The following is a 24,401-nucleotide window of genomic DNA, read 5'->3' as shown; positions in this document are numbered from 1 at the left end:
ATAGCCAAGCACAGGGCTTGGCTATTCATTTTTTACTTATTTTGCAAAATACTCATCTAGCTGCTTTTTGCTAATTACAAATACACCTAAGCCGCCTTGTTCAAATTCAATCCATTCAAACGGCGCGCCCGGATACAGTGCATCCATATGTACCATAGAGTTACCAACTTCTACAAATAACAAACCGTTATCTGTTAGATGTTCACTCGCTTCGCTTAATATAGTACGGGTTACATCTAAACCATCGTGGCCTGATGCAAGCCCAAGCTCTGGTTCATGATGAAACTCACGTGGCAGGTCAGCCATATCTTCCGCATCAACATACGGTGGGTTTGCTACTATTAGGTCGTATTTTTGACCTGGTACACCACTAAATACATCAGATTGAATAGGTAACACGCGCTCAGTTAACATGTAATCGTTAATGTTTATGTCTGTCACTTCAAGTGCTTCATACGATATATCTACCGCATCAACTTGTGCCTGCTCAAAAGCTTGCGCAAGTGCGATTGCGATACAACCCGAACCCGTACATAAATCTAATATACGGTTAACCGATTGTGGCTCTTCAAGCCAGGGTGTAAAGCGGTTACTGATAAGCTCAGCAAATGGTGAGCGAGGTATAAGTACACGTTCATCCACATAAAATGGCATACCCGCAAACCATGCAATGTTTGTTAAGTAAGGTACTGGCGTGCAGTCGTTAATACGTTCTGCAATAAGACCCGCAAGTCGGTTTTTTTCTGTGCTTGTTAAACGCGCATGCATTAATTCTTTTGGCGCATCAACAGGCAAGCTAAGCGCAGGCAGTAATAAGCTTACAGCTTCATCCCATGCGTTATCTGTACCGTGTCCAAAAAATATACTACTACTTGCAAATTGGCTTGTAGTCCAACGTAACCAGTCATGTAAAGTTGACAGTTCTGCAACGGCTTCTTCGAGTGTTGCTTCTTCTATTTGTAAATCGCTCATATATTTTTACCTGTATTAGCTTACTGACTGTTTTGAGTCTTTAAGACGATTGCATTGCCTATCTGCGCTGGGCAAATTACAATTGCCCCCTCATTTAAGTATTGTACCGCCTTTTGCGCTGCGTTTTTACGTTTTTTTGTTTAGGTAATAGTTATGAAAAAAGACACTCCATCACATTCGTCCCTAAGCAATGACGACATAAGCTTATTTCGTCAAACGATCACAGGCGCCAAAGTATTTAAACAAGATACTCATCGTTTTGATACAAAGCCTAAGGTGTCACAAGCTAAGCAATTTGCCCAGCAAAAAAAGCAGGCTCAATCTGAATTTTTCTTCTCAGACGTTTATATTCCTGATATAGACACCCACGGCACGGTTAAATATGTAAAACCTGGCCAAGATACCTTCCTAGCTAAACAGCTTCGCCGTGGTGACTTTGCACCCGATTTGACGCTAGATTTACATGGCTTAAATAAAGAACTCGCTAAAGATGAACTCGCTGGACTCATTCACGAATGTAAAAAGCAGCATTATTATTGCGCATGTGTAGTGCATGGTATTGGTGGCGGTGTACTAAAGCACAAAGTACCGCAGTACTTAGTACAGCACCCTGACGTAATAGCGATGCATCAAGCCCCTCTCGAATATGGTGGTAGAGGCGCTGTACTTATTTTAATCAATTTACCGCAAAGTGATGAATTTAGACGCTAACTTTAGCTATTACCAGGATGTAACTACGTGCATATTTTTTCAATTATTTTTCCGCTCATTTTTATTGTTGCGTTTGGTTATAGCTGTTGCCGATTAAAATTTTTCGACAAGCAGCATATCGCAGGCCTGAGTAAGTTTACCTTTTATATTAGTTTGCCTGCTTTTTTATTATTAAATATGTCGCAAATTAACTTACAACAAAGCATTAGCCTTTTTGCATTTTTGAGCTTTTACGTACCTGTTCTGAGTGTATTTGGGGTGGGTATATTAATTGATCGCTTTTATTTAAGTAAAAAACATTTAAAAAACTACCAACAACACGGCGTCTTTGGACTTGCTTCTAGCTATTCAAATATGGTGTTAGTGGGTATTCCTATTGTTATTGCCTCGCTTGGCAAAGAGATGATAGCCATTGCGTTTATGATCATTACTTTTCATAGCACATTGTTATTTGCACTTACTTTTTTAATAGGGGCTAAAGGCAGTAGCGATAAATTTTCGTGGTCGCACTTTGGAAAAAGTATGGTGTTAAACCCAATAGTACTGAGTATTGGGTGCGGGCTTATATTAAACATATTAGGAGTAACACTGTTCACCGACTTAGCAAATAGTTTAGAGCTATTAGCTAAACCAGCAATTGCCTGTGCGCTATTTGTACTTGGTGCAAATTTAGCTTTTTATAAAATAGCTGCAAATTGGCAACCGGCGTTAATAGCATCAATTTTAAAAATATTTTTATTGCCTGCGCTAGTTTTATTGGTAGGCACCTATGTATTTAAGCTAGACACTCAAATACTTAATGTATTGGTACTTTTAAGTGCGTCCCCTGTTGGCGTAAATGCTTATCTTATTGCAAGTCAAATAAAGCAGCATGAAGCCACGCTTGCTGGGGCTGTCGTACTTTCTACTATCTTAAGTGTTATTAGCTTTACGTTTTGGCTAGCTTTATTACTTTAGCTTACAAACCGCCGGCTACATCAACAAAGCTACCCGTTGTAAAAGAAGCGTGCTCCGAAGCTAAAAAGTAAATTGCTGCAGCAACCTCTTCGGGTGTACCGCCTCTGCCAAGGGGTAATTTACTTTTAAGACGATCGACTCGGTTTTTTTCACCACCATCGCTATGCATATCAGTGTAAATAAGCCCTGGTCTAACCGAGTTAACACGAATACCTTTACTTGCCACCTCTTTTGCCAAGCCAATAGTAAATGTGTCCATTGCACCTTTGGATGCTGCATAATCAATGTACTCATTAGGAGAGCCCGTTTTAGCAGCCCTCGATGAAACATTAATAATACTGCCGCCATTTCCCATTCGCTTTATAGCCTCACGACTACATAAAAAAGCACTGTTAATATTTGTAGTCAAAACTTCGTTTATGCGCTCAGCACTCATTTCTAACAAAGGCATTTGTGGTTTTAAAATACCAGCGTTATTTATTAGTACATCAAGCCGACCAAAGACTTTATCTATATGCATAAATAAAGCTAAAACGTCAGCCTCTAGTGATACGTCACCTTGAATTACTTCAGCCTCAACGCCTAATCGCTTTACTTTTTCTGCCACCAACATTGCACTAGCTAAATCAGCTTTATAGTTAATGCAAACATTATAACCTTGCTTTGCAAAATATAGTGCAGTAGCTGCGCCAATACCTCGGCTAGAGCCTGTGATAAGTACAACGGGGGAGCGATTCATTAAAGCTAGTATTCTTTTAAAGCTGCAACTACTGAAATTTCAACAAGCAGTGCATCACGTGCCATTTTAGCTTCAACGCAGGCACGTGCTGGTGCATAACCCTCGGTTACCCATGCATCCCATACTGCATTCATATCAGCAAAGTATTCCATGCTCTTTACATAAATAGTCGCGCTAAGCATATGTTCTTTTGAACTTCCCGCTTCATCAAGCAGCGCCTCTACTTTATCAAGCATAGTTTGAGTTTGTTCTTTGATATCTTTTTGCGCGTCGGCGCATACCTGCCCACATAAATACACAGTGCCGTTATGTTTTACAATGCGGCTCATGCGCGCACCGGTTTGAAGGCGTTCAATAGTCATTTCTTCACTCATATTATTAATTAAATTTATACATTATCGGGAGCATTGATACTCATATACTGGCTGCGTTGAGTTCTTTCATCGTAACTAATTACAGCAATGGCACCCGTATTAAAAATAGGCATGTTACCAGGGCATAATTGATCAACTAAATAACTCACAATTGGCATATGTGCTACCACAAGCCAAGTGTTGCATTGGGGGTGTGCTGCTATAAGCGTTTCGAGATAATCCGCTGCTATTTGCGGTTTTCCTTCAGGTACAATATCACTGCATGTTTCGCTAAATTTAAACTCTGCATTTTTAGCAACGTTTTCTGCAGTTTGCTGAGCACGAATGTAAGGGCTAACTAACAAGGCATCAGGTGGGTAGTGTTTAGCAAGCCATAGGCCCATTTTCTCGGCTTCAGTATGACCCGTTTGAGTCAAATTTCTAGCCGCATCATCAGCCTGCATCGGTGTTGCTTCGCCGTGGCGCATTATTAGGATTGTTTTCATAAAAAATCAACCGATTAAAGAATATAAAACAGTAGCCAATTTGCCCATTTGTCCGCTATATTAAAAACATAAACCTATTTTTTTCTAAAATAGTTCTTTCGTGATATTCAGGTAAACCTTTTAGTCGTATTCCACTTTCCTGAAGTTATCATCTGTTGTTAACAAGTAAACGTTTAATTTCAGGAGCATCATTTGAATATCAGTCGTAATGATAACAGAGCATATAAAGCTCTTACACTGGACAATGGTCTAAAAGTACTACTTGTGCAAGATAAAGATTCAACAAAAGCGGCTGCATCTATGGCAGTAAATGCTGGTCATTTTGACGATCCTCTTGATAGACAAGGCCTCGCACACTTTTTAGAACATATGCTTTTTTTAGGTACTGACCAATTTCCAGACTCTGGTAGTTTTAATAATTATGTATCTCAAGCCGGTGGAAACACTAATGCGTGGACTGGCACAGAGCATACCTGCTATTTTTTTGATATTAATAATCAAGAATTTAAAAATGCATTAGAGCAATTTAGCCGCTTTTTTATTGCGCCACTTTTAAATTCAGCCGAAACCGAAAAAGAACGTAACGCAATTGAAGCCGAATTTAAACTAAAAATTAAAGACGATGGCCGCCGTATTTATCAAGCACATAAAGAAACGGTAAATCCAGCCCACCCTTTTGCTAAGTTTTCAGTTGGTAATCTACAAACGTTGGCAGACAGGGAGCGCTGTATAAGTGACGAACTTCGGGATTTTTTTAATGCTTTTTATCAAGCCCAGTGGATGACGTTAGTTATTTGCGCCAATGAAGAGCTCGACACCTTACAAAGTTGGACTAATACATATTTTAACGAAATTAACGGTAATAAAAACCTTAAAAAACCAGAGATCAGTGAGCCACTTTACCGTAAACAAGATATAGGGAAAGTGCTGCATATTGAGCCGCACAAACATATGCAAAAACTGATTGTCAGTTTTGCGATGCCAAATATTGATGATTTTTATCGCCATAAAACGGTGAGTTTTATTGCTCATTTATTAGGTTATGAAGGTGCAGGTTCTCTTTACTCTATTTTAAAAGAACAAGGTTGGATAAATGCGCTCTCAGCTGGCGGCGGTATTAACGGCAGTAACTTTAAAGATTTTAATATAAGCATGGCGCTCACTGACGAAGGTATTGAATATTTTGAAGACATTATTGAAATGGTGTTTGAATATATTTGCTTAATTAATGCCAATACAGAGAAGTTACCTCGTCTTTATCAAGATAAAAAAAACCTATTACAAATTGCTTTCGATAATCAAGAAAAGTCACGCCTAATCGATTGGGTCAGTAATTTAAGTATAAATATGCAACATTACGATGAAGTCAATTATGTGCAAGGCGACTACTTGATGGAGGGCTTTAAAAAAGCCACCCACGAAATCGCAATGCAATGGTTAACGCCGCATAATATGCGTATTGTTCTTATCCACCCTGATGTAGAACCAGAACACAAAACTGCATGGTATAACACCCCGTATAAAGTTGAAAAAATATCACCCAGCTGGCTCGATGCTTTAAGTGATATAAATAAACCACTGAAAGATATGCTACTGCCAACGGCAAACCCTTACTTAACAAAAAATGTGGTGCTATATGATGTAGAAAAACCACAAATAAAACCTGAACTTTTAGTAAGAGAGCCCGGTTTTGACTTTTGGTTTAAGCAAGACAATACTTTTAGAGTAGCAAAAGGCCATTTTTATTTAGCCTTGGACTCTGACTTTGCAGTAAAAGACGTAAAACACATGGCACTGACTCGCTTATTTACTGATTTATTTATGGATAGCGTAGGTGAACAATTTTACCCAGCGGAGCTGGCAGGGCTAAGTTACCATTTAACATCTCACCAAGGCGGTTTAACACTGCATACAGCCGGATTATCGTCTAGCCAATTAGAATTAGTTGATGAGCTTCTTGACGCCCTATTTAATGTCGACATTTGTGCAAAACGTTTTGCTGAATACAAAAAACAACTTGTCAGGCACTGGCGAAATAGCAACCAAAACAAACCAGTTAGTGAACTGTTTAGTATTTTAGGTGCTAAAGTAATGCCTTGGAATCCACAACCAGACCAACTTGCATCAGCATTAAAAAACACAAGTTTTCAGCAATTTAATGAATTCAGACAAGACTTTTTTAAAGCACTACATGTTGAATCATTTTTACATGGTAACTGGCAGCAAAGTGATGCAATAGCCTTTCAAAAAAAGGTCGCCGAACACTTAAAAAACGCAGCCATAATTGATGATTTAAGACGTCCGCTATTTGAAATTGAAAAAGTAACACGCTACGAACTAGAGCTGCCTTGCAGTGACCATGCAATGGTTGTGTATTATCAAGCAAAAACTGATTGTGTAATCGAAAAAGTTAAATTAATGGCACTTAATCACTTAATGAACCAAGACTACTTTAACGAGTTACGAACCACACAACAGCTAGGTTATTTAGTTGGGGCTGGTTATGCTCCTTTTAACACTCGTGCGGGTATTGCTTTTTATATACAATCGCCAAAGTTTATCGCAAAAACATTAATGCATAGACATAACAGCTTTGTTAATAAATATTTAACCAACATCGATGAGCTTAATGAAGAAAATTGGCAGCAACAGAAACATGGCTTAACGACCCATATTGCTGAAAAAGATAAAAACCTACGATTACGCTCGCAACGTTTTTGGCTTGCAATAGGCAACAGAGATCATGAATTTAATATGCAGCAAAAGTTACTTAATGCATTAAACGCATTAACACTCAAAGATATAAAAGAGTATGCCGTCATCCTATTTGATGAAAATCGACCAAGATATGAGCTTTTAAGCTCAGCTAAAGACAATAAACCTCAAAATATGCCTGTTTATTCGCATTCTCTTTGACTCTTGGTTTAGCTTGTTTTAGATTATCATTTGTAAATTTGAAGTAATAAAAAAATGATAATCAAAATAATAACAAAATTAAGCTTGTCAGTTGTATTACTTGCTTACTCATTTAAGCTTTATGCTTTTGAGTCATCATTTAATTACAATTCAGATACCATCCTTATTTTAGCAAGCGCCATTATAGCGCTTGCTTTGCCTTATCTGTTGTTTGTCATCCACAAACTTAAGCGCTCACGTCGACAACTTCGTTTATCCGAAAGGCGCCTTAAAAGTACTGTTGAAGGCAGTGGTGATACTTTATGGGATTGGAACATAAAAACGGGGGAAGTTATTCGAATAAACGACAAATATATGATGAACTCAACTACGTTAATAGGTTTCCCTCCAAATAAAAGTCTCATTCACCCACTCGATATTACAAATGTTGAACACTTACTTAAAAAACACTTTGCAGAAAAAACCGTTTTTTTCGAAGCGACTTATCGTATTAAAGATACCTTTGGCCGTTGGCATTGGGTACTTGATCGCGGCAAAATTATAGAAAAAGATACCAACCTATCACCACTAAGAATGACGGGTACTGTACGAGATATATCACAGTTAAAATCAACCGAAGAGCGTTTGAATCTCTTTGCAAAATGTGTTGAGTCGCTAACTGATGCGCTGGCTATTTACGACAAAAACTTTAAGTTAGTTGATATAAATCCTAGTTTTTTAACCCTCTTTGGCGGTGTGCGAGAACAATACCTTAAAAAAGACTTTACCTTACCTGGTTATGAACAAGGCTTCATTGATACAATTATCGAAATTGTACGTGAGAATGAACATATTCAACGAGAGGTAAAGCTACGTAATAGCGAACGCGTTTTACTACCATTTGAAATTTCAATTGATGAAATTAAAAATGATCAAAACCAAATTACAAATTACGTGATTGTTTACTCTGACTTAACTGAACGTAAAAAAGCAGAATCACAACTGCATAATTTATCAAATCGCGACCGTACAACAAGCCTGCCTAACCGAAATTTATTTTTTACCGATTTACATAAGTTAGTTAAACAAAATTCACACCATGCGCTGCTTGTATTCGATTTAGATAACTTTAAAAAGATAAACGACTCATTAGGACACCAGTTAGGCGATAGCCTGCTTGCAAAGCTCGCTATGCGCTTAAATAAACTAACCCGAGAGAACGATGTATTTTACCGTTTAGGGGGCGATGAGTTTGCTCTAGTAATGTCTGATACCAATGATATTCATGTGATCACCCGCACGGCTAAACAGTTTTTAGCCGCTATTGCTACACCTTTTAAAATGGCTGGTCATGAGCTCGCGATTACTTCAAGCGTTGGCATTGTACTCTTTCCTGAAGATGGTAATACACCAGAACTACTTTTGAAAAATGCAGATACGGCCATGTATCACGCTAAAAAGAAAGGTAATAGTTATCTGTTTTTTAACGACACGATGAACCGCCAAGCAGTTAAACGCCTGCAAATAGAAAACCTTATGCGTTTTGGCCTAAAAGAAGATCATTTTGAGGTTTACTATCAACCAAAAATGAATATTCGCACCGGAAAGTTAACAGGGATGGAGGCGTTGGTTCGCTTTATAACCCCTAAAAAAGGCATTATTAGCCCTGGTGTATTTATACCTATAGCTGAAGAAACAGGTCAAATAATTGAAATTGGTGAAGTGGTATTAAATAAAGCTTGCAGAGATGTTAAACAATGGCTTGATAGCGGTCTATTTAGTGGTCGAGTCGCCGTTAATCTATCCGCTAAACAATTCAGCCTACCCGATTTAACATCTCGCATTGACGTTATTTTACAAAAAAATGAACTGCCTTCGTATTTCTTAGAGCTTGAAATTACCGAAGGTACTGTAATGGATGATCCCAAAGAAGCCATTGCGATTATGCGCTCATTAAGTGCCCGAGGGATTCACTTAGCAATGGATGACTTTGGCACCGGTTACTCTTCCTTGGCGTACTTAAAACAATTTCCGCTTAACACGTTAAAAGTAGACAAGGCATTTATAGATGATATGAAAAATGAACGTGGTCGTAACATGGTCGACTCAATTGTAACGATTGCACATAACCTTGATTTACATGTCGTTGCCGAAGGGGTTGAACAGGCTGAACAAATTGAAATACTAAAAAAATTGAATTGTGAAACAGTACAAGGTTACTTTTATTCTAAGCCACTCTCTAAAGACGAGTTTACTGATTTTTTGAAACAACAACAAACTAAAGCTGCGCCTAGTCTAATTAGAACGGATACTGAAAATATGGCATCAATAAGCTAACCAGACTTCCAGTTAATACCAATCTGCTTAGGTATGGGGTGATTTAATTCATTAAATTGTCCCAACACTTATTCAGAACGGTATAAATTAAGGGCGCCATATACATGCTTTAATCCCTACATTTCGTACCAATGCGCGGCGATAATGTAAGTTAAACAAGCACCATGCTACCGGCCCAAGTAAACCAGCCAAAATAAGCCATCGCTTAATTGGCATGCCTTTTTTAATCGTTTCCAAATACATCACGGCTATAAACACACAACTTAGTAAAACAATAAACAAATCTACACCCTATACCAATTCGCTTAATTAAGTGATCTATTTTGAAGTAAGAAAATCGTGTCGATAACAAGGCAAAAATTTCGTTATTTAACTCCTGCATTACCCCGCATCCATGCAGTCATGTATCAGAATTTTTAACGCTGTTAACGTCAGATTTAATCACTCAAATTGATTAAGTATTATTACGGATTGGTATTAAATAGCCTAAAAATAAGGCGTGTATTCTAGCGTTATTTTGGTTGAATTTACAGCAATAAACCTCTTACATACAAAAAAGCCGAGCCATCTAAATTAAGGCTCGGCTTTTTTAAAGTTTATAACTTACTTTTCAGCACGGCCCATGAATTTATGTTCAACAGTATTTATACGAATACGGTCACCTGTTGAAATATGCTCAGGCACAGAAATATTTAAGCCTGTAGACATACGTGCAGGTTTTGAACGAGCGCTTGCAGAAGCCCCTTTAATTGAAGGATCGGTTTCTTCAACAACAAGCTCAACACTTGATGGTAAATCAAGGCCTACTGGTGCACCGTCAATGACAATAACATGCACACCTTGGGTTTCTTCATTTACAAATTGAATCTCTTCGCTAATAGCATCTTTATTTAAGTTATATGGCGTGTAATCTTCGTTATCCATGAAAACATACTCGTCGCCATCAATATACGACAACATTGCTTCGCGACGTGTTAAATCAGCAAGCGTTAGCATATCGCTGTCTTTAAATGTTTCATCCACTTTGCTGCCAGTTACTACATCGTATAAACGCATTCGATATAAACTGCCACCAGCACGGCCTTGCGGCACAGAGCGCACAATATCTTTTACAACTAGCACTCGGCCATTAAAATCAATAGCAGTACCTTTTTTAACATCACTCGCCTTTGGCATGTGTGAATTCCTATTATTTTTTTGATTGCGAGAAACATACCACGAACTCAGGATTCTTCAATAGAAACAAAACAACTTAGTGATACTTTTTGAATAATACTTAAAATCAGCGCCCCTTAATGGCGCGCTGATTTATTAAGAGTGACTTTAAAAGCGGACTTTAACGCCAGCAGATAGCTCACTTACATCGTTTTTTGACACTTTATAGTAGCTATACTTGAGTAGTAACTCGGTATTTTTATAAATCGAATACCCAACTGAACCACCCGCATAAAGCTTGGTCGTATGCTTTTTAGACTCTAGCGTTGCACCATTGGTTATATCACTTTGTATTTTATATTGATGGCGATAAGCCCCCAAAAACAACTTAGTACTAAATGATTCAGCAGGCATAAATAAATAACCGACTTCCGTGGCAACACCTTTTGGTAAGATTGGAGCATAACGCGCGTAGTCATTATGAAGGTCATTTGGTGTTGTTGTATCCGCTGTTAATTCAACACGTCCTTGCCCTAAATCAATATACCGTATTGCAACTTCCCAATTAGGAGCTAGCTCATAGTAAGCGCCCACAGACCAACTAGTATCTTTATCATCAACTGAAATGGTCTTAACATCACTGCCCGTTATTGCCAAAGAATGCTTAGCTTTAGCTTGACCTACAGTTCCCTCAAAAGACCATGCTTCAGCGAGTGCACTGCCACTTATTAAGCAACTTGTAGTAATTATCGCAAAACTTGGAAACAATGACTTTCGACGGCTAAATACCAACATTGAAATCAGCAACAACCCAACGCCTCCCATACTTCCTCCCGATGACTTATTACTAATAGAAACTGATTTTACTGCACTAACGGTAATTTCAACTTGTGCCGAAGATTTAGCTCCTTTACTGTCTTTAATAGTATAGTCGACAGTATCAACACCTTCAAAACCTACCTTTGGCATGTATTGTAAAGTGCCATTAATATTAATTGATACAGTGCCATAAGTTGCCGCTGCACTAATAATAAATAATTCATCCATATCAATATCAGTATCATTACCAAGTACATCAATTTCTATTGATACGCGATCGGTGGTGCTAGCTGTATCAAATATTGCTGTTGGTGCATTATTTGCCACCAAGTTAACCTTAGCATTATTGTTAGATGTTCCTCCTTGTCCATCAGTAATGCTGTATTCAATGGTCGCAATACCGATAAATGATGTAGGCGGAGTATAAAGTATCTGATTATCAATAATACTCACTTGCCCAAAATCAACCGTCGCACCCGTCAGTGTTAATGCATCTCCATCTATGTCTGTGTCATTTTCTAGCACATCAATAGTAATAGATTCACCTGCACCTATCGTTACTTCATCTTGATTTGCTTGTGGTAACTGATTCGTTGTACGCACAACAGCAACACCGCCAGGATCTACAATAGAGCCATTTGCTTTTCCATCATCATCATTTGGACCACCGTCAACAATTTGTAGTTGCACACACCATGCGCCCTCCGCTAGCCCTTGCGTCCATTCACTACTTCTTGGTGGTGGGCAATAACCTGGTTCACCCGCAGCAGATAATATTTGGTCCTGTGCTGTAGATACAAAATCAACCCATTGGCCTTCTTTAAACTTCCTATAAGTGGAATTTTGTGAGATTGGCTTTCTTTGTGGAAATACAATACTGTAGGTATCTCCAGGGTTTGGAAGCCCTGTCGCAATAAAGTCAAATACTCCACCAATATTTAATGCGTTAGCGTCGGCTGGTAATTCACTCTCTAATAATTGAACCCCTCCTGTCACATTTTGTACAACAGTCACGCCCTTTCTAACACAGACACCTGGCTCGCCTTCAACTAAAAACTTGTCACTGTCTTTGACTTGACCTTGTACCACATTACATTGACTAATAGCATCTAGGTAATCTGGTATGCCGTCATTATCAGTATCAGTAAAGCCTTCTTGATCATCCGGTATTAGATCGCCATCAGAATCACCCGAATCGAGGGTAGCAAGAGACTGCACTACTTCAACATAGATTTCTTTTGTTGTTGATAGGTTTGGTTCACCGTCATCTTCAGCCGTCACTGACACTTTATAAATACCCGGAGCAAGTGATTGTGTTGAAAAAACAAATTCCCCCTCATTTGTACTGGTATTAGTTAACTGATCATCTTGTGATAACCAATTTAGTGTTACGTTATCACTTGGGTTTATATCCTCTGCGACCCCAGTAATAGTGACTAACTCCTCGCCTATCGCGACAAGCGATCTAGCTTCCTCATTTTGCTTAATCGATGTAGAGATTGTAGGTGCTACATTATCTTCAACAATCGTAATATTAACCGTTGATCTCGCACCCAGATTTAACGTATTCGCTAATGAAACAATAATTGTTTCGTTGCCTTCGATTTCTGAGTCAGCAAAAACAGTAAAGCTTACTTGCCCCTGGACGCCACTTTCAATAACTAATTCACTTGATGTTAAATCGTGGTCAGCACTGTTGGCCGTACCTGAAACAGTATAAGGAATTGTTACTGGATAGGTCGGTGACTCGCCATTTAAAAATACATTAAAGCGATATGTTTGATCCTCTGCTACTTGGCTATCTTTACTTAAAGAAATAAGCGGATTAACATTAATGCTCTGTGTAGCAATTGCTTCAAGCCCATTACTGTCAAAAGCCTGCCAATAGACCAAATGACTTCCAGGAGTAAACAGTGACGTTGAATCAACGAGTGATACTGCCAATCGGTTACCTTGATTGTCAGTAGCAAGCGGTACACCTAAATCCACCTTAGTGAACAATCCTTTAGCATTAATATCCAAATCAACCGGTGTTTCAATCGTTGGCACATCATCTGTTTGTTTATTCAACGTTAATTTAGCAGTCGTTCTACTTCTTGCTTTATCTGGATCTTCAATCAGGTAACTAATCTGAATAATCCCTTGTGTACTCGCTTGCGATTTATATGCAATCACACCATTTTCAATTGTTACACTACCCACGCTCGCGCTTGCACCGATAATACTCAATGGTTGTTCATCAGCATCAGTATCATTGGCTAATACATCCAATAAATACGTGTTTTCCTCATTTATATCTAATGAGAATACATCAGGATTTGCAACCGGTCTGTCATTCACTGAAATAACATTCAAGCTTACAGTAGCGATTGCAGATTGTTCTGTACCATCGCTTACAATGTACGTAAAACTGTCAATACCAAAGTAATTCGCATTTGGTGAGTACGTAAACACATTGCCTTGCTTACTTAAAGTACCAAATTGAGGCTGCGATATGGCTGTTAGCGTAAGTATATCGTCATCAAGATCTGAGACATCTGGAGCAAAAGTAATGGAAGCGTCTTCAAGAACATCTAACATCATACTTTGCGACACTGGGGCTTTATTTGTGTTATTTACTGTTACTGTAAATGCAGGTAAGCGTGCTTCAAGTTGTCCGTCAGTTACTGCAATAACAATATTAGTAAATTGACCTGCATTTTCTCTTACTGGTGTGCCACTAAGTTGCCCTGTTGCGCTATTAAAGCTAGCCCAACTTGGCTTATTACTGATACTGAAGGTTAATGCATCCCCATCCATATCTTGTGCACTTGGTGTAAAGCTGTACGACTCTTCTTCATTAACCTGTGCTGTCGGCGTACCCGTGATTGTTGGTGCGTCATTAGTATTAATAACCGTAATATTAAATGGCGCTAAACTTTGAGTCACTGTTGCATCATTAACACTTATAACGATGTTACTGTAGCTACCTACCTGCGCATTGAGTGGCGTACCACTTAATTTTCCGGTTTCGCTATTAAAGCTCGCCCAACTAGGTTTATTATTAATACTAAATGTCAGCGTATCATTATCCGTATCGCTTGCTATCGGGATAAATAAATACTCACTGTCTTCGTTCACTGATGCCGCAGGTATCCCACTTATCAACGGTGCATCATTAACACTGTCGACCGAAATCGAAATACGTGCAAACTCTGAATCAAGCTCACCATCATTAGCCACAATGCTCACAGAGTCACTGCCATTAAAGTTACTGTTTGGTGTATAAATAAGTATGTTACCGGTTAAGGTCGTACTGCCATTCGCAGGCTCAGTTACCACTCGATAGCTTAGAGACTGCTCTTCAATATCATTACCCGATAGAGTAACCGTTAGCGCTGTATCTTCATTTGTTGAAAGTACTTGCCCAGCGACCGTAGGTGCATCATTAATTGCATTGATAATTAACGATACAGTGACTTCATCAGAATCAATTTCACCATCGTTGGCCACAAACGTAAAGCTGTCTGTACCATTAATGTTTTCATTCGTCGTATAAAGCCAACTATCGTTACTTTGCTGTACCAAAGTTCCTTTGCTTGGCGTATTGACTATCCGGTAACTTAACGTGTCTTGATCTATATCTGTTGCAACTAACGTCAGTAGTATTGAGCCATCTTCATCCAGTGATTGCGATTGCGCAACGGCAATCGGTTTATCATTCACGGGAGCGACACTCATAGTCACTGTCGCTATATTTGATACAGCTGCGTTGCTATCTTCAACCGTATAGGTAAAGCTATCATCGCCAAAAAAGTTCGCTTGAGGCGTGTAAACAATTGCACCAGTTGCTAATACGCTCACCGATCCATTTGCAGGGTTAGTAACAATCGTTACAGAGCTCGCGTTAAGGCTATCACCAATATCAACATCACTATCATTACCCAGAACATTGACCTCAAACTGCCCTTCTTCTTGTAACTGTGCAGTGTTATCAACGGCAACTGGGGCATCATTTATCGCCGTAATACTCAGTGTAACTGTAGCTGGCAGCGAAGTAAGTCCTTCACTGTCAGTAACGGTGTAAGTAAAACTGTGAACCCCATTTATATTTGCTTTAGGGGTAATTGCTAAACTACCATCAAGGTTCACGCTTACGCTGGCAAAATCATATTCACCTGCACCATCGCCTTTATTTTCTAACAGCACATTTGCGCCATTAAAACCTTGGTCTTCTACATCTGAATCATTCGCTAAAATAGCCACACTGGTTGCAGTATCTTCATCGGTCGTCACTGCATCATTAACGACAACCGGACGGTCATTCACCGCACCTATATTTACCGTCACAGAGGCTGTATTTGATGCCAAACCATTGCTGTCGGCTATCGTATAAGTAAATGTATCGCTTCCGTTTTCATTGCCTGTAGGTGTATAAATTAAAGTACCGTCATTTTGATCAACACTCACTGACCCTTTGGATGGTTGTGCTACAACACTAATATCACCCGTTGGAATAGTATCTTCTATATCGGTAGCGTTGCTTCTAATTGAAAGTGCAGAAGTTGGTGTATCTTCATCGACCATCTCATTAAAGTTAATAGCAATCGGCGCATCATTCACTGGGGTTATAGTAATCGATACAGTCGCTTTTTCAGATATTAAACCCGTGCTGTCTTTTACTGTATATGTAAATGAATCTGTACCAGATACATTACTCAATGGTGTATAAGTTACGATTCCATTTGCAATACTAGCTTGCCCTTTAGTCGGTGCGTCCACTATCGCAGCAGAAGATACAACCATATTATCTTCAGCGTCACTGTCATTACTAACAACACTAAAAGTAACAGGAGTATCTTCATCAGTTGTTATAGAGTCGGCAACCACAATAGGCGCATCTTCTACTGGCGTAACGGTAAAGCTTACCGTCTGAACTGCTGACTTGTCTCCTGCGGCATCTTCTATCTGGTAGGTGAAACTATCAGACGTGCTTTCACTGCCATCATGTTGATAACTAAAGCTACCGTCGCTATTAAGCGTAACCGTACCTGATGACGGGTTTGTCACTTTCACTGCAGTGAAAGTATCACCGCTATCAAGGTCATCATCAGTGGCATTGCTTAATACACCATTAACAGGGATGGCTGCAAATAATGCCCCTTCATCTAAACTAAATGCAAAGTTTTGACCTACAGGCGCATCATTGGTATTTTTTACTTCAATATCAAATATTATCGCTGCGCTATCTTCAGTACCATCGGATACCTTTATATTGACATTCGCTGAGGTACCTACATCTTGATCGGTGGGTGTTCCTGACAGTAAACCTGTGGCCGTATCAAATGTTGCCCAACTTGGCTTATTAGTAATACTAAACGTATGTATGTCGCTTGTATCCGGATCCGTGAGCGTTGCGGTAAAGCTGTATTGAGAATCTTCATCTATTGTCGCCAATGGCGTACCTGATAGTACAGGTTTAATGTTGTAGCTTTTAACAATTGTTGCCGTTACATCGCTGGCTTCATTCCCTGCGGTATCTGATACTGTCACCGAAAGTGTAAGTGTACCTTCATTTAAAGTGGTTACATTAACACCCGTAACCTGAGCTGAAGCTCCCGTTATTGCTCTAGAATTACCTATAATTTCATTAGAGCCATCAGTCACTTTGTAAGTAAATGAACCGCTGCTTTCAAGCCCATTTAGAGTAAAACCTAACGCGGCTTCATTATCTCGAGTAATCGTATCTTGAGTTATTAAAACGCTGTGCCCTGTCGGTGCAATATTATCAGTCACCGTTACTGTGAATGATTTTTTAAACGATGACGAAGCATCATCCGCTTGCACACATACTATGTAGGTGCCTGCTGAAATGGCGGCTTGAGTTTCTAGCACGCTCCCATTAATTTGAAAGCTACTGTTACCACTATTTGATGAACACGAACCACTGGCTGATGAACTAGGAGCTACCAATGTATAAGTATGCGTACTATCATCAAGATCCGTTGTACTTAAAGTCCCAACATCAGCGCCCAAAGACACTAAAGATTGATTGATGTTTGTTGCCGATAAAGTAATGTCTGTTGGATCATCATTTACACCCACTACTTTAACCGTAGAAGAACCAAAACTACCTGTAGACCTATCAACACCACCATTAGATGTACCACCGCTATCTTTTATAGACGTTAGCGTTACAACTCTATCTCCTTCTGTCGGTGATTCACTCGTATTTTTATAAGCTAAGAAAGGAACATAGTTCTGCCATACGGCCGCAGTGTCTGAGGCGACAATCGTTACCGTTGCCTTTGAACCGCTAAGAGTGACAACATAACTAAAATTAACTGACCCCGAATATGTACCGGATGCATTATTTTCTAGCCTAATAACATCAGTGCCAAATTGAAGGAACTCATTGCCAATATCTTTTACATTACTTACCGTCAGTAATATTTGCTCAATATTTTGTCCGCTTTCAATAGCATTAATAGAGGCTGAAGAGAAAATACCAACTTGTGAGCCATTTTCTGTAAATGTTGGATTAGCCCCGACTGCTGATACAGTAGGCGCATCGTTAACCGAGGTAATTGTAACTGATGCCTGATTAGTACCTGTACTATCTACGACACCATCATTAAAGGTATAGTCAAGCACAGTTGCATTTAGAGGAATATCTGAGTTATTGGCGTAGGTAATTGCTTGCGCAACAGAGTCTACAATTACAGAAGTAGCATTGCTATTAAATGTTAGCGTTAAAGTACCTGCCGAGTTTGTGGTAACAGTCCCTACATTATTACCGTTATAACTAAATGTATTACCTTCAATTAACGTCCCTAATAGCCCCGAATGACCAAATCGATCTTCGGCACTCGCACCGCCACGTCGGCGAATAGTTAAGCTAGCATTGTTGTAATCCCCTGCGTTGCTGTTAAGTGCATCAAGTTCAGCATCTGCAATTGTCATATCGCTATCAATGCTCACTGCACTTAAACCTTCGATAAACGTAGCACCGCCATTAAGCGAGCTAAATGTAGGCGTAGAATTTGCTGAAACAAATGTAATAACGGAATCTGATCCGCTATCAGCAACCGTAAAGGCCAAATCATTACCAGGCGCATTAGTAAGTGAAAGAGTAAGTTCAGAAATATTAAAATCGGTGGCGTTGGTATCTACTTCTAATGTACTCGTGCCATTAAAACGAACGTTACTGGCCGAAAGCCCTGTGATACCGGTAATAGTAATACGATCGCCTGCGGCTAAATCGGTAATTGTATCTCCTGATAATTGTGATGAGCTACCTACAAAATTATCATTACCTGCATTGCCTGTTAGCGTATCTGTACCAGCGCCTGGGCGTAAAGTATCGGCGCCAGAGCCACCTTTAAATACATCATCACCATTAAAATCTGATGAGGTCATGGTTAAAATGTCGGCGCTAAATGCACTTGCATCCAGGGTCACTGCAGCTGTAATAGCACTGCCACTAGCATTAGAAAAAGATACAACGCCAGCATCAGTATTAAAATTATCGGTTAAGGTGATAGTCGTGTTGTTATTAGTGCCGATTGCCAGATTCTCAATACCCGATACCGTGGTGCTGGAAAAATTAAAAATACCACCATCCATCAGTTTTAGCGTATCAGCGCCAGCAGAGCCTGTAATTGCAGTATTAAAATCATTAATATTATTAACATCAATTGCTACTGTTGCTGCAGAGGCTAAGCTTAATGTACCAATATTAAAGAATGAGCCAGAAGTCACGTCAGCACCGTCAGTAACACTCACCTTATCTGCAGCATTTAGCTCTGAGGTTAATGAACCACTAAAGCCAGCGCCACCAAGTGCAAAGGTCATTGCTGTGTTACTAGATCTATCTATTATACTTTGGGTCGCTGAGACTATCGTAATTGTTCTACTGTTTGAAGAATCATCAAATACGTTGTAAGTTTCAACATCACTGAAAGTAGAAAAATCACCATCGCCATAAACATCAATTGTTTCAGAACCTATTGCAGATATAGTGCCTGTAAAACCGGCGTGTTGCGAACGCGTCATTGAAACCCGTGCACCACTGCTAAGTGTTAGGTTTTCAATATTGGAAACTGTTGCTCCAGTAATATCCCCCGTATTACTGATAGATAGCGTATCATTAACGCTTGCTTCACCTGTTATTGTTCCAGTAAACGTTAATCCACTGACATCAAACGTATTTGCATCAGTTGTTGATGCGCTTGTCACATTGACAGACGAAGAACCTAACGTAATTGTTCGTGTATTTGTTGAATCATCACCAACGTTAAACGTTTCAATATTGCTAAGTGTTGTAAAGTTACCATCACCCGAAACCGTAATCGTTTCAGCGCCAGACGCTGTAATAGTGCCTGTAAATGTACTCACTTGCGCTGCAGATAAAGCCACCGATGAGTTTGTTGCAAGGGTTAAGTTTTCAAAACTAGACACTGTAGCACTTGTGGTGTCGGCACCTGTTGCCATGCTTAATGTATCGGTACCACCATTTGCATTGAGTGTACCTGTAACCGTTAAACCTGCAATATTTACCGTATCATTGCCCGTGCTGCCTGTTATATTTTGTGAGCCATTTGATAAGGTAATTGTGTTTGCACTACCGAGCACATACGTTTCAATATCATTCGCAGCAATTAAACCATTAGTTGCGTCTGAAATGGTAATTTGATCTGTACCTGCGCCTGAAATTGTAGAAAACGCATCATGCTGCGCTTCTTTCATCGTGACAGATACGCCGCCGCTCAAATTAAGTGTTTCAAAGTTCGAAATCGTTGCCGCCGCTAAACTCGCGCCATTAGCTAGCGTAAGTGTATCTGTGCCATCCCCACCATCGAGAGTTCCTCGGTACGAAAAGTTGGAAATATCGACTGAATCAGCTAAATTACTGCCTGTAACAGACTGGTCTCTGTCTACAAGCGTTAATGAAACTGGTGTATTTAAAACGTATGTTGCGATGGTGCTATTTGCCGTTAAATTTGCATCGCCCCCACTGCCTGCTGTAATCGTAAAGACAGGAGCCCCGCTCCCCGAAATCGTTGTAAATTGCTCATGCTGCGCTTCACTTAACGTTAAAGTGACGCTGCTAGGCACTGATAATGTTTCAAAGCCTGTTAATGTAGTAAAAGCCGTTAAATCGGATCCAGTCGGAACGTGAATGGTATCTGTACCAGTACCACCGTCAGCCACTGAACCTGTAATATGTGATGGATTACTTATCGTTAATGTTTCGTTATCACTACTAAACGTAATTGCCGGATTTAAATTTGTACCATCTAAGGTACTAAAACCCGCCGCTGTAGAACTAGCCGCTGTAAGGTTAGCCACTGAAGTTGTCGCTGTACGGCTAATACTGTTTTCAGTGCCATCATTGATAACAACTGACACTGTACGCGAAGTTGTGTTGGGTGTTGCACTGGTATTATTATACGTTATTGCTTGTAAAAAGGTCGTCACTTCAGCAACGGTTGCAGATGCACCCGTTATCGAAATTGTATCTTGCAGAGTAATGTCTGAGGCACCTGATATACCACCAAGTGCATTTTGCGCAGCCGCTGAAGCATTAAGCCCTTCTGAGGTGCCATCTTGATCGTTTGTTAATGCAACGGTTATTGTTGTTATTGTATCGCCATCACTATCAGCGGCACTAGCATCGGGCGCAATATTTACAGCACCACTGCCTTCAGAAAACGCCGAAAAACTCCCTGTACCTGGAGTCATTGTGCCATTTAAATCAACAACAGGCGCTGAGTTTGTAGAAGTACCTGTGGCACTCAAAGACACATTATACATACTCTCATTTGCATCAGTGTTGCTAATTCTTAAATTACCTGATATCCCACCAACCGTTGTCGTTTGTACAGTAACAAGTATCGTACATTGCATACCTGAGCTTAATGTTTGACCATTCGTAGCACATGTACCGCCTGTAATTGAAAAGTCGCTACTACCACTTGTTATAGAAACAGCCGTAGTCGTTAAATTACCAGTGCCTTCATTTTTTACCGTAAAGGTTTTTGTTGTAGTTGCTACTCCATCTGCTGCTACACTGCCAAAATCTTCACTTACAGTTGTCGCTCCACTTTCTTCAACATCTATTTCTGGAGATGACCCACAAGCACCAACACTGCCACCTCTCAAGGTACAGCTAGAAGAACTTATAGTGGTACATGCTCCGCCAGGTAGTGTACAGTTTGCACTTGCAAACACCTTTCTTATTAGTAAGTCACTTTTTACCTGTGTATTATCGCCCGTAACAATACTTACTTTTTGTTCATTAGTTTCGAGTAACCCCTGCTCTTTTAAAAAGTTTAATGTATTATTTATATCTGAGTTTACTAAGTGTGATTGTGCTTTTTCCCCTCGACTAAATGCCGAAAAGGGATTTTTTGACTCTACATCAACAACTATTTCACCCTCTGTTTCTAATGCTGATTTTTTTGAAAGTTGTTTTAAATCTACACCTTCAGTTACTGTTTCTGCATAAGCTCCGCTAGCAATTACGGCAGAAATTGCAACGCCTAAAAAGGTTTTATTTAAGCTCAAATGTTTCATAATACTTACCCTCGACAAAATTCAAAAATATGGCTAGACAACGCGTCTGAGCTTTGAAATAGCTCTGGCTTTATGCTATTCGGTACAACCGCAATATCGTAAATTTGCTTTACTTCACCTGAAAAAGTTAAATTACCAATTACCTCACCTGTACTTACATTCACTAACCATACTGCGCATTCACTTTGCCCATCCAATAATCTGGGGTTTGCTTTGAAACGAATATGCTCTTCTGACTTACGTAATGTACTCGTACCGACAAGCATCAAGTCACCAAAAAACGTCATCCCTCTTGTAAAGCCTTGCAACTCACATAAAACTCGACTAGTACCTAATTTTGGATCGTAGACATGAATATCGCCATTTCCAGATGCACAATAATACACTTTACCTGCGTGGCACCTTGGCGAATGCGGCATTGAGATACCTGATTTGATGACCTTATTTTCAACGACATCAATAAGTACCCCTTTCTCTCCTAGTTCTTCACGCCAGCCCTCCGCTGTATCGGATTCACTAAAGGCAGTAGCATAACGAGGCACACCATCTAACAACGCCATACCATTTAAATGGCATCTATTTTCTGGTTTCAGATCTGAAATAAACGACGGCACCCAAGCAGCGATAAAACTATGGTCAGGGCTTAACTTACTTAAACAAGAGAACATCGAGTTAACTACCCACAAGCCATCATTACCCCAACAAATATCATGGATGTTAATCATACCGGTTGATAACGTCGCTCTTTCAATAAACAAACTGTCGGCTGCCTTTACACTTTGGACTTGTTCATCCCACTCTTCACGGAACTTGGCTATATCCCGCAGTTCATTATCTTGTAATTTTTTTGGTAACTCTTCATAACTATCAAGGTCGCCATTAATGACATCTGCATAACCATTTGGTGTTCTTTGAAAGTCGATTACTTGATTTAGTGTTCCAAGCGTGATCCTATTTTCGTCAGCATAAAGCCCCATAGGTCTTGGAAATGCTTTTAATTTTGTTTCTAGATTGCCATTATTAGAGCGCACTAAAATGACACGTTGTGATTGATAACTTGTCACAATCAACGATATCCCCAACTGAGCCAATATTTTTGGGAAATTGTCACTATGCGTGCTGCTAAAATCTAACTGTTCCGTTTCAGAACTCATTAATCTCACTACCTTCTAATCTAGCCAAAATTACACTCTTTATATTATTTTTTCTTGATTTTATGAGCTGCATAAATATTTTCAACCATTGTTAATTTTGTTAACGGGTGTTCAACTCCGCATGCTTTTAGCTGTGCCACGATACCTGAAACAATAGCGGCAGATGACGAGGTCCCGCCGAAATTTGCATACCCGTTCCGTGACGTTGATGCAATTGAAGAAGGAGCATAATAATCAACACATTGTCCATAATTAGAAAACGGTGCAATCCCTCCATTTTTATTTATTGACCCTACCACAACCACTGAACCTAATGCAGACAACTGATTAATTTCACAGGCTTCTTTACCAGAATTCCCCGCAGAAACAACAATAATAGGTGCATTTGATGCTGAAGCTACATCCTCAATAACCAGTGACGTAATACTAGATAAAAACGGTAAAACCCAACTACAATTGATAACATCCGCTTTCATCAACTTAGCGACCTGAAATGCCAATATTAAAGAAGATGACCATGTCGAAACCTGCCTTATAGCAATTATTTCACTGGTCGGTGCAATGCCGTCAACCCCTACATTATCTTGCTTTGCCGCGATAACTCCAACAACGCGTGTACCATGGTAATCAATTGGATTTTTAGCACTGGCTGCTAATGTTTGTTTATCAGGGTCATATTCGAACAATACTGTTAAATCATCAAACTCTGGGTGAGTAAAGTCAAAGCCATCATCAATAATTGCAACCCGAACGGTATTCTTTGGTTTATCGCACAAAGGGGCATTTTGTGGTGTAAGTGTATTGCTAGTCGGTACTCTTGTACCTGAAGTGATTAACTTTGTAACAGGTGCGATATCAGGTTCGATTTCTAACACATCTTGATGTTTGCTTAACGCTAAATAAACATCAAAAAAATATTCGGTTCTAGGTGTTACCCAATAAACCAATCTATTTCCTATATTAGCGATTACTTGAACTTGTTTTATTTCATCATGTAGCTGTGAAATTTCATCTACTGATAGCAAAGAGAGTATTATTATTTTTTTGTTAAATGCGTACTTTATACCTCTATCATCAATCAAAAAATCACTGTCATACTTGGCAAATACAACACTACCTTTAGAGCTTTTAAATTGCAGCTTGTCTAAATTCGCCTGAGCAGATACATCTTTTGCAAATAAGCACACAGCTATAATTAAACAACTGAAAACAATATGCCAATTAAGGTATTTCAACATAAGTAAAT

General features: G+C 39.4%; 13 protein-coding genes. 4 read left to right on the top strand and 9 right to left on the bottom strand.

From position 1 onward, the window contains the following. Positions 1–36 precede the first annotated feature (36 nt). Entirely contained in the window at positions 37–972 is a 936-nt protein-coding gene (gene prmB / locus NRL14_RS01455; RefSeq protein WP_002962167.1) for a 50S ribosomal protein L3 N(5)-glutamine methyltransferase, read from the bottom strand. A gap of 153 nt (positions 973–1,125) precedes the next feature. On the opposite strand from prmB, the gene smrB reads away from it, so the two are divergent. Both smrB and NRL14_RS01445 read left to right on the top strand, forming a co-directional pair. Then, a complete protein-coding gene (gene smrB / locus NRL14_RS01450) occupies positions 1,126–1,683 on the top strand; it encodes an endonuclease SmrB (protein WP_007377742.1) in 558 nt (185 codons plus the stop codon). Positions 1,684–1,710: 27 nt separating this feature from the next. Next, the gene (locus tag NRL14_RS01445) at positions 1,711–2,640 is read left to right on the top strand and encodes an AEC family transporter (RefSeq protein WP_008138554.1); all 930 of its coding nucleotides are present in this window, start codon (positions 1,711–1,713) and stop codon (positions 2,638–2,640) included. A 1-nt stretch (position 2,641) separates the two neighbouring features. Here NRL14_RS01445 and NRL14_RS01440 read toward each other — a convergent pair whose 3' ends face one another. From NRL14_RS01440 to sixA, 3 genes are read right to left on the bottom strand one after another with little or no spacing between them, the layout of a single operon-like run. Then, on the bottom strand, positions 2,642–3,379 hold the full coding sequence (locus NRL14_RS01440; RefSeq protein ID WP_149605915.1) for an SDR family oxidoreductase: 738 nt from the start codon (positions 3,377–3,379) through the stop codon (positions 2,642–2,644). Between the two features lie 5 nt (positions 3,380–3,384). After that, positions 3,385–3,741: a RidA family protein gene (locus NRL14_RS01435; protein ID WP_033040656.1), complete on the bottom strand. Its 357-nt coding sequence runs from the start codon at positions 3,739–3,741 to the stop codon at positions 3,385–3,387. A gap of 26 nt (positions 3,742–3,767) precedes the next feature. Beyond that, positions 3,768–4,238, bottom strand: coding sequence for a phosphohistidine phosphatase SixA (gene sixA, locus NRL14_RS01430; RefSeq protein WP_007377738.1), 471 nt, complete (start codon positions 4,236–4,238; stop codon positions 3,768–3,770). A 192-nt stretch (positions 4,239–4,430) separates the two neighbouring features. On the opposite strand from sixA, the gene NRL14_RS01425 reads away from it, so the two are divergent. Together NRL14_RS01425 and NRL14_RS01420 are read left to right on the top strand one after the other, a co-directional pair. Beyond that, complete coding sequence (locus NRL14_RS01425) at positions 4,431–7,154, top strand: insulinase family protein (protein ID WP_149605914.1); 2,724 nt, start codon at positions 4,431–4,433, stop codon at positions 7,152–7,154. A 54-nt stretch (positions 7,155–7,208) separates the two neighbouring features. Beyond that, positions 7,209–9,470, top strand: a complete 2,262-nt coding sequence (locus NRL14_RS01420; protein ID WP_007377736.1) for an EAL domain-containing protein — start codon at positions 7,209–7,211, stop codon at positions 9,468–9,470. 87 nt (positions 9,471–9,557) lie between these two features. Here the strand turns inward: NRL14_RS01420 and NRL14_RS01415 are convergent, their stop codons facing one another. The 5 genes from NRL14_RS01415 to NRL14_RS01395 all read right to left on the bottom strand — a co-directional run bounded on the left by NRL14_RS01415 (position 9,558) and on the right by NRL14_RS01395 (position 24,393). Continuing rightward, positions 9,558–9,752 carry a hypothetical protein gene (locus NRL14_RS01415; RefSeq protein ID WP_033016303.1) on the bottom strand — a complete coding sequence of 65 codons (195 nt, stop codon included), beginning with the start codon at positions 9,750–9,752 and terminating at the stop codon, positions 9,558–9,560. Between the two features lie 321 nt (positions 9,753–10,073). After that, the gene (yeiP, locus tag NRL14_RS01410; RefSeq protein ID WP_007377734.1) at positions 10,074–10,646 is read right to left on the bottom strand and encodes an elongation factor P-like protein YeiP; all 573 of its coding nucleotides are present in this window, start codon (positions 10,644–10,646) and stop codon (positions 10,074–10,076) included. A 147-nt stretch (positions 10,647–10,793) separates the two neighbouring features. Beyond that, a complete protein-coding gene (locus NRL14_RS01405) occupies positions 10,794–22,001 on the bottom strand; it encodes a tandem-95 repeat protein (RefSeq protein ID WP_306723806.1) in 11,208 nt (3,735 codons plus the stop codon). 5 nt (positions 22,002–22,006) lie between these two features. Continuing rightward, positions 22,007–23,155: a TIGR03032 family protein gene (locus NRL14_RS01400; protein ID WP_306723805.1), complete on the bottom strand. Its 1,149-nt coding sequence runs from the start codon at positions 23,153–23,155 to the stop codon at positions 22,007–22,009. A gap of 44 nt (positions 23,156–23,199) precedes the next feature. Continuing rightward, complete coding sequence (locus tag NRL14_RS01395) at positions 23,200–24,393, bottom strand: S8/S53 family peptidase (protein ID WP_149605912.1); 1,194 nt, start codon at positions 24,391–24,393, stop codon at positions 23,200–23,202. Positions 24,394–24,401: the final 8 nt, after the last annotated feature.

Source organism: Pseudoalteromonas sp. 20-92 (assembly GCF_030847595.1).
GTDB classification, from domain to species: Bacteria; Pseudomonadota; Gammaproteobacteria; order Enterobacterales; family Alteromonadaceae; genus Pseudoalteromonas; species Pseudoalteromonas fuliginea.
Note: the sequence above shows the minus strand (reverse complement) of the source record. Positions and strands in the feature narration are given on the sequence as shown.

Coding starts and splice junctions, on each gene's coding strand:
- NRL14_RS01400 (WP_306723805.1), bottom strand. CDS start 23,155: ATGAGTTCTGAAACGGAACAGTTAGATTTTAGCAGCACGCATAGTGAC.
- NRL14_RS01420 (WP_007377736.1), top strand. CDS start 7,209: ATGATAATCAAAATAATAACAAAATTAAGCTTGTCAGTTGTATTACTT.
- sixA (WP_007377738.1), bottom strand. CDS start 4,238: ATGAAAACAATCCTAATAATGCGCCACGGCGAAGCAACACCGATGCAG.
- prmB (WP_002962167.1), bottom strand. CDS start 972: ATGAGCGATTTACAAATAGAAGAAGCAACACTCGAAGAAGCCGTTGCA.
- NRL14_RS01395 (WP_149605912.1), bottom strand. CDS start 24,393: ATGTTGAAATACCTTAATTGGCATATTGTTTTCAGTTGTTTAATTATA.
- yeiP (WP_007377734.1), bottom strand. CDS start 10,646: ATGCCAAAGGCGAGTGATGTTAAAAAAGGTACTGCTATTGATTTTAAT.
- NRL14_RS01405 (WP_306723806.1), bottom strand. CDS start 22,001: ATGAAACATTTGAGCTTAAATAAAACCTTTTTAGGCGTTGCAATTTCT.
- smrB (WP_007377742.1), top strand. CDS start 1,126: ATGAAAAAAGACACTCCATCACATTCGTCCCTAAGCAATGACGACATA.
- NRL14_RS01440 (WP_149605915.1), bottom strand. CDS start 3,379: ATGAATCGCTCCCCCGTTGTACTTATCACAGGCTCTAGCCGAGGTATT.
- NRL14_RS01435 (WP_033040656.1), bottom strand. CDS start 3,741: ATGACTATTGAACGCCTTCAAACCGGTGCGCGCATGAGCCGCATTGTA.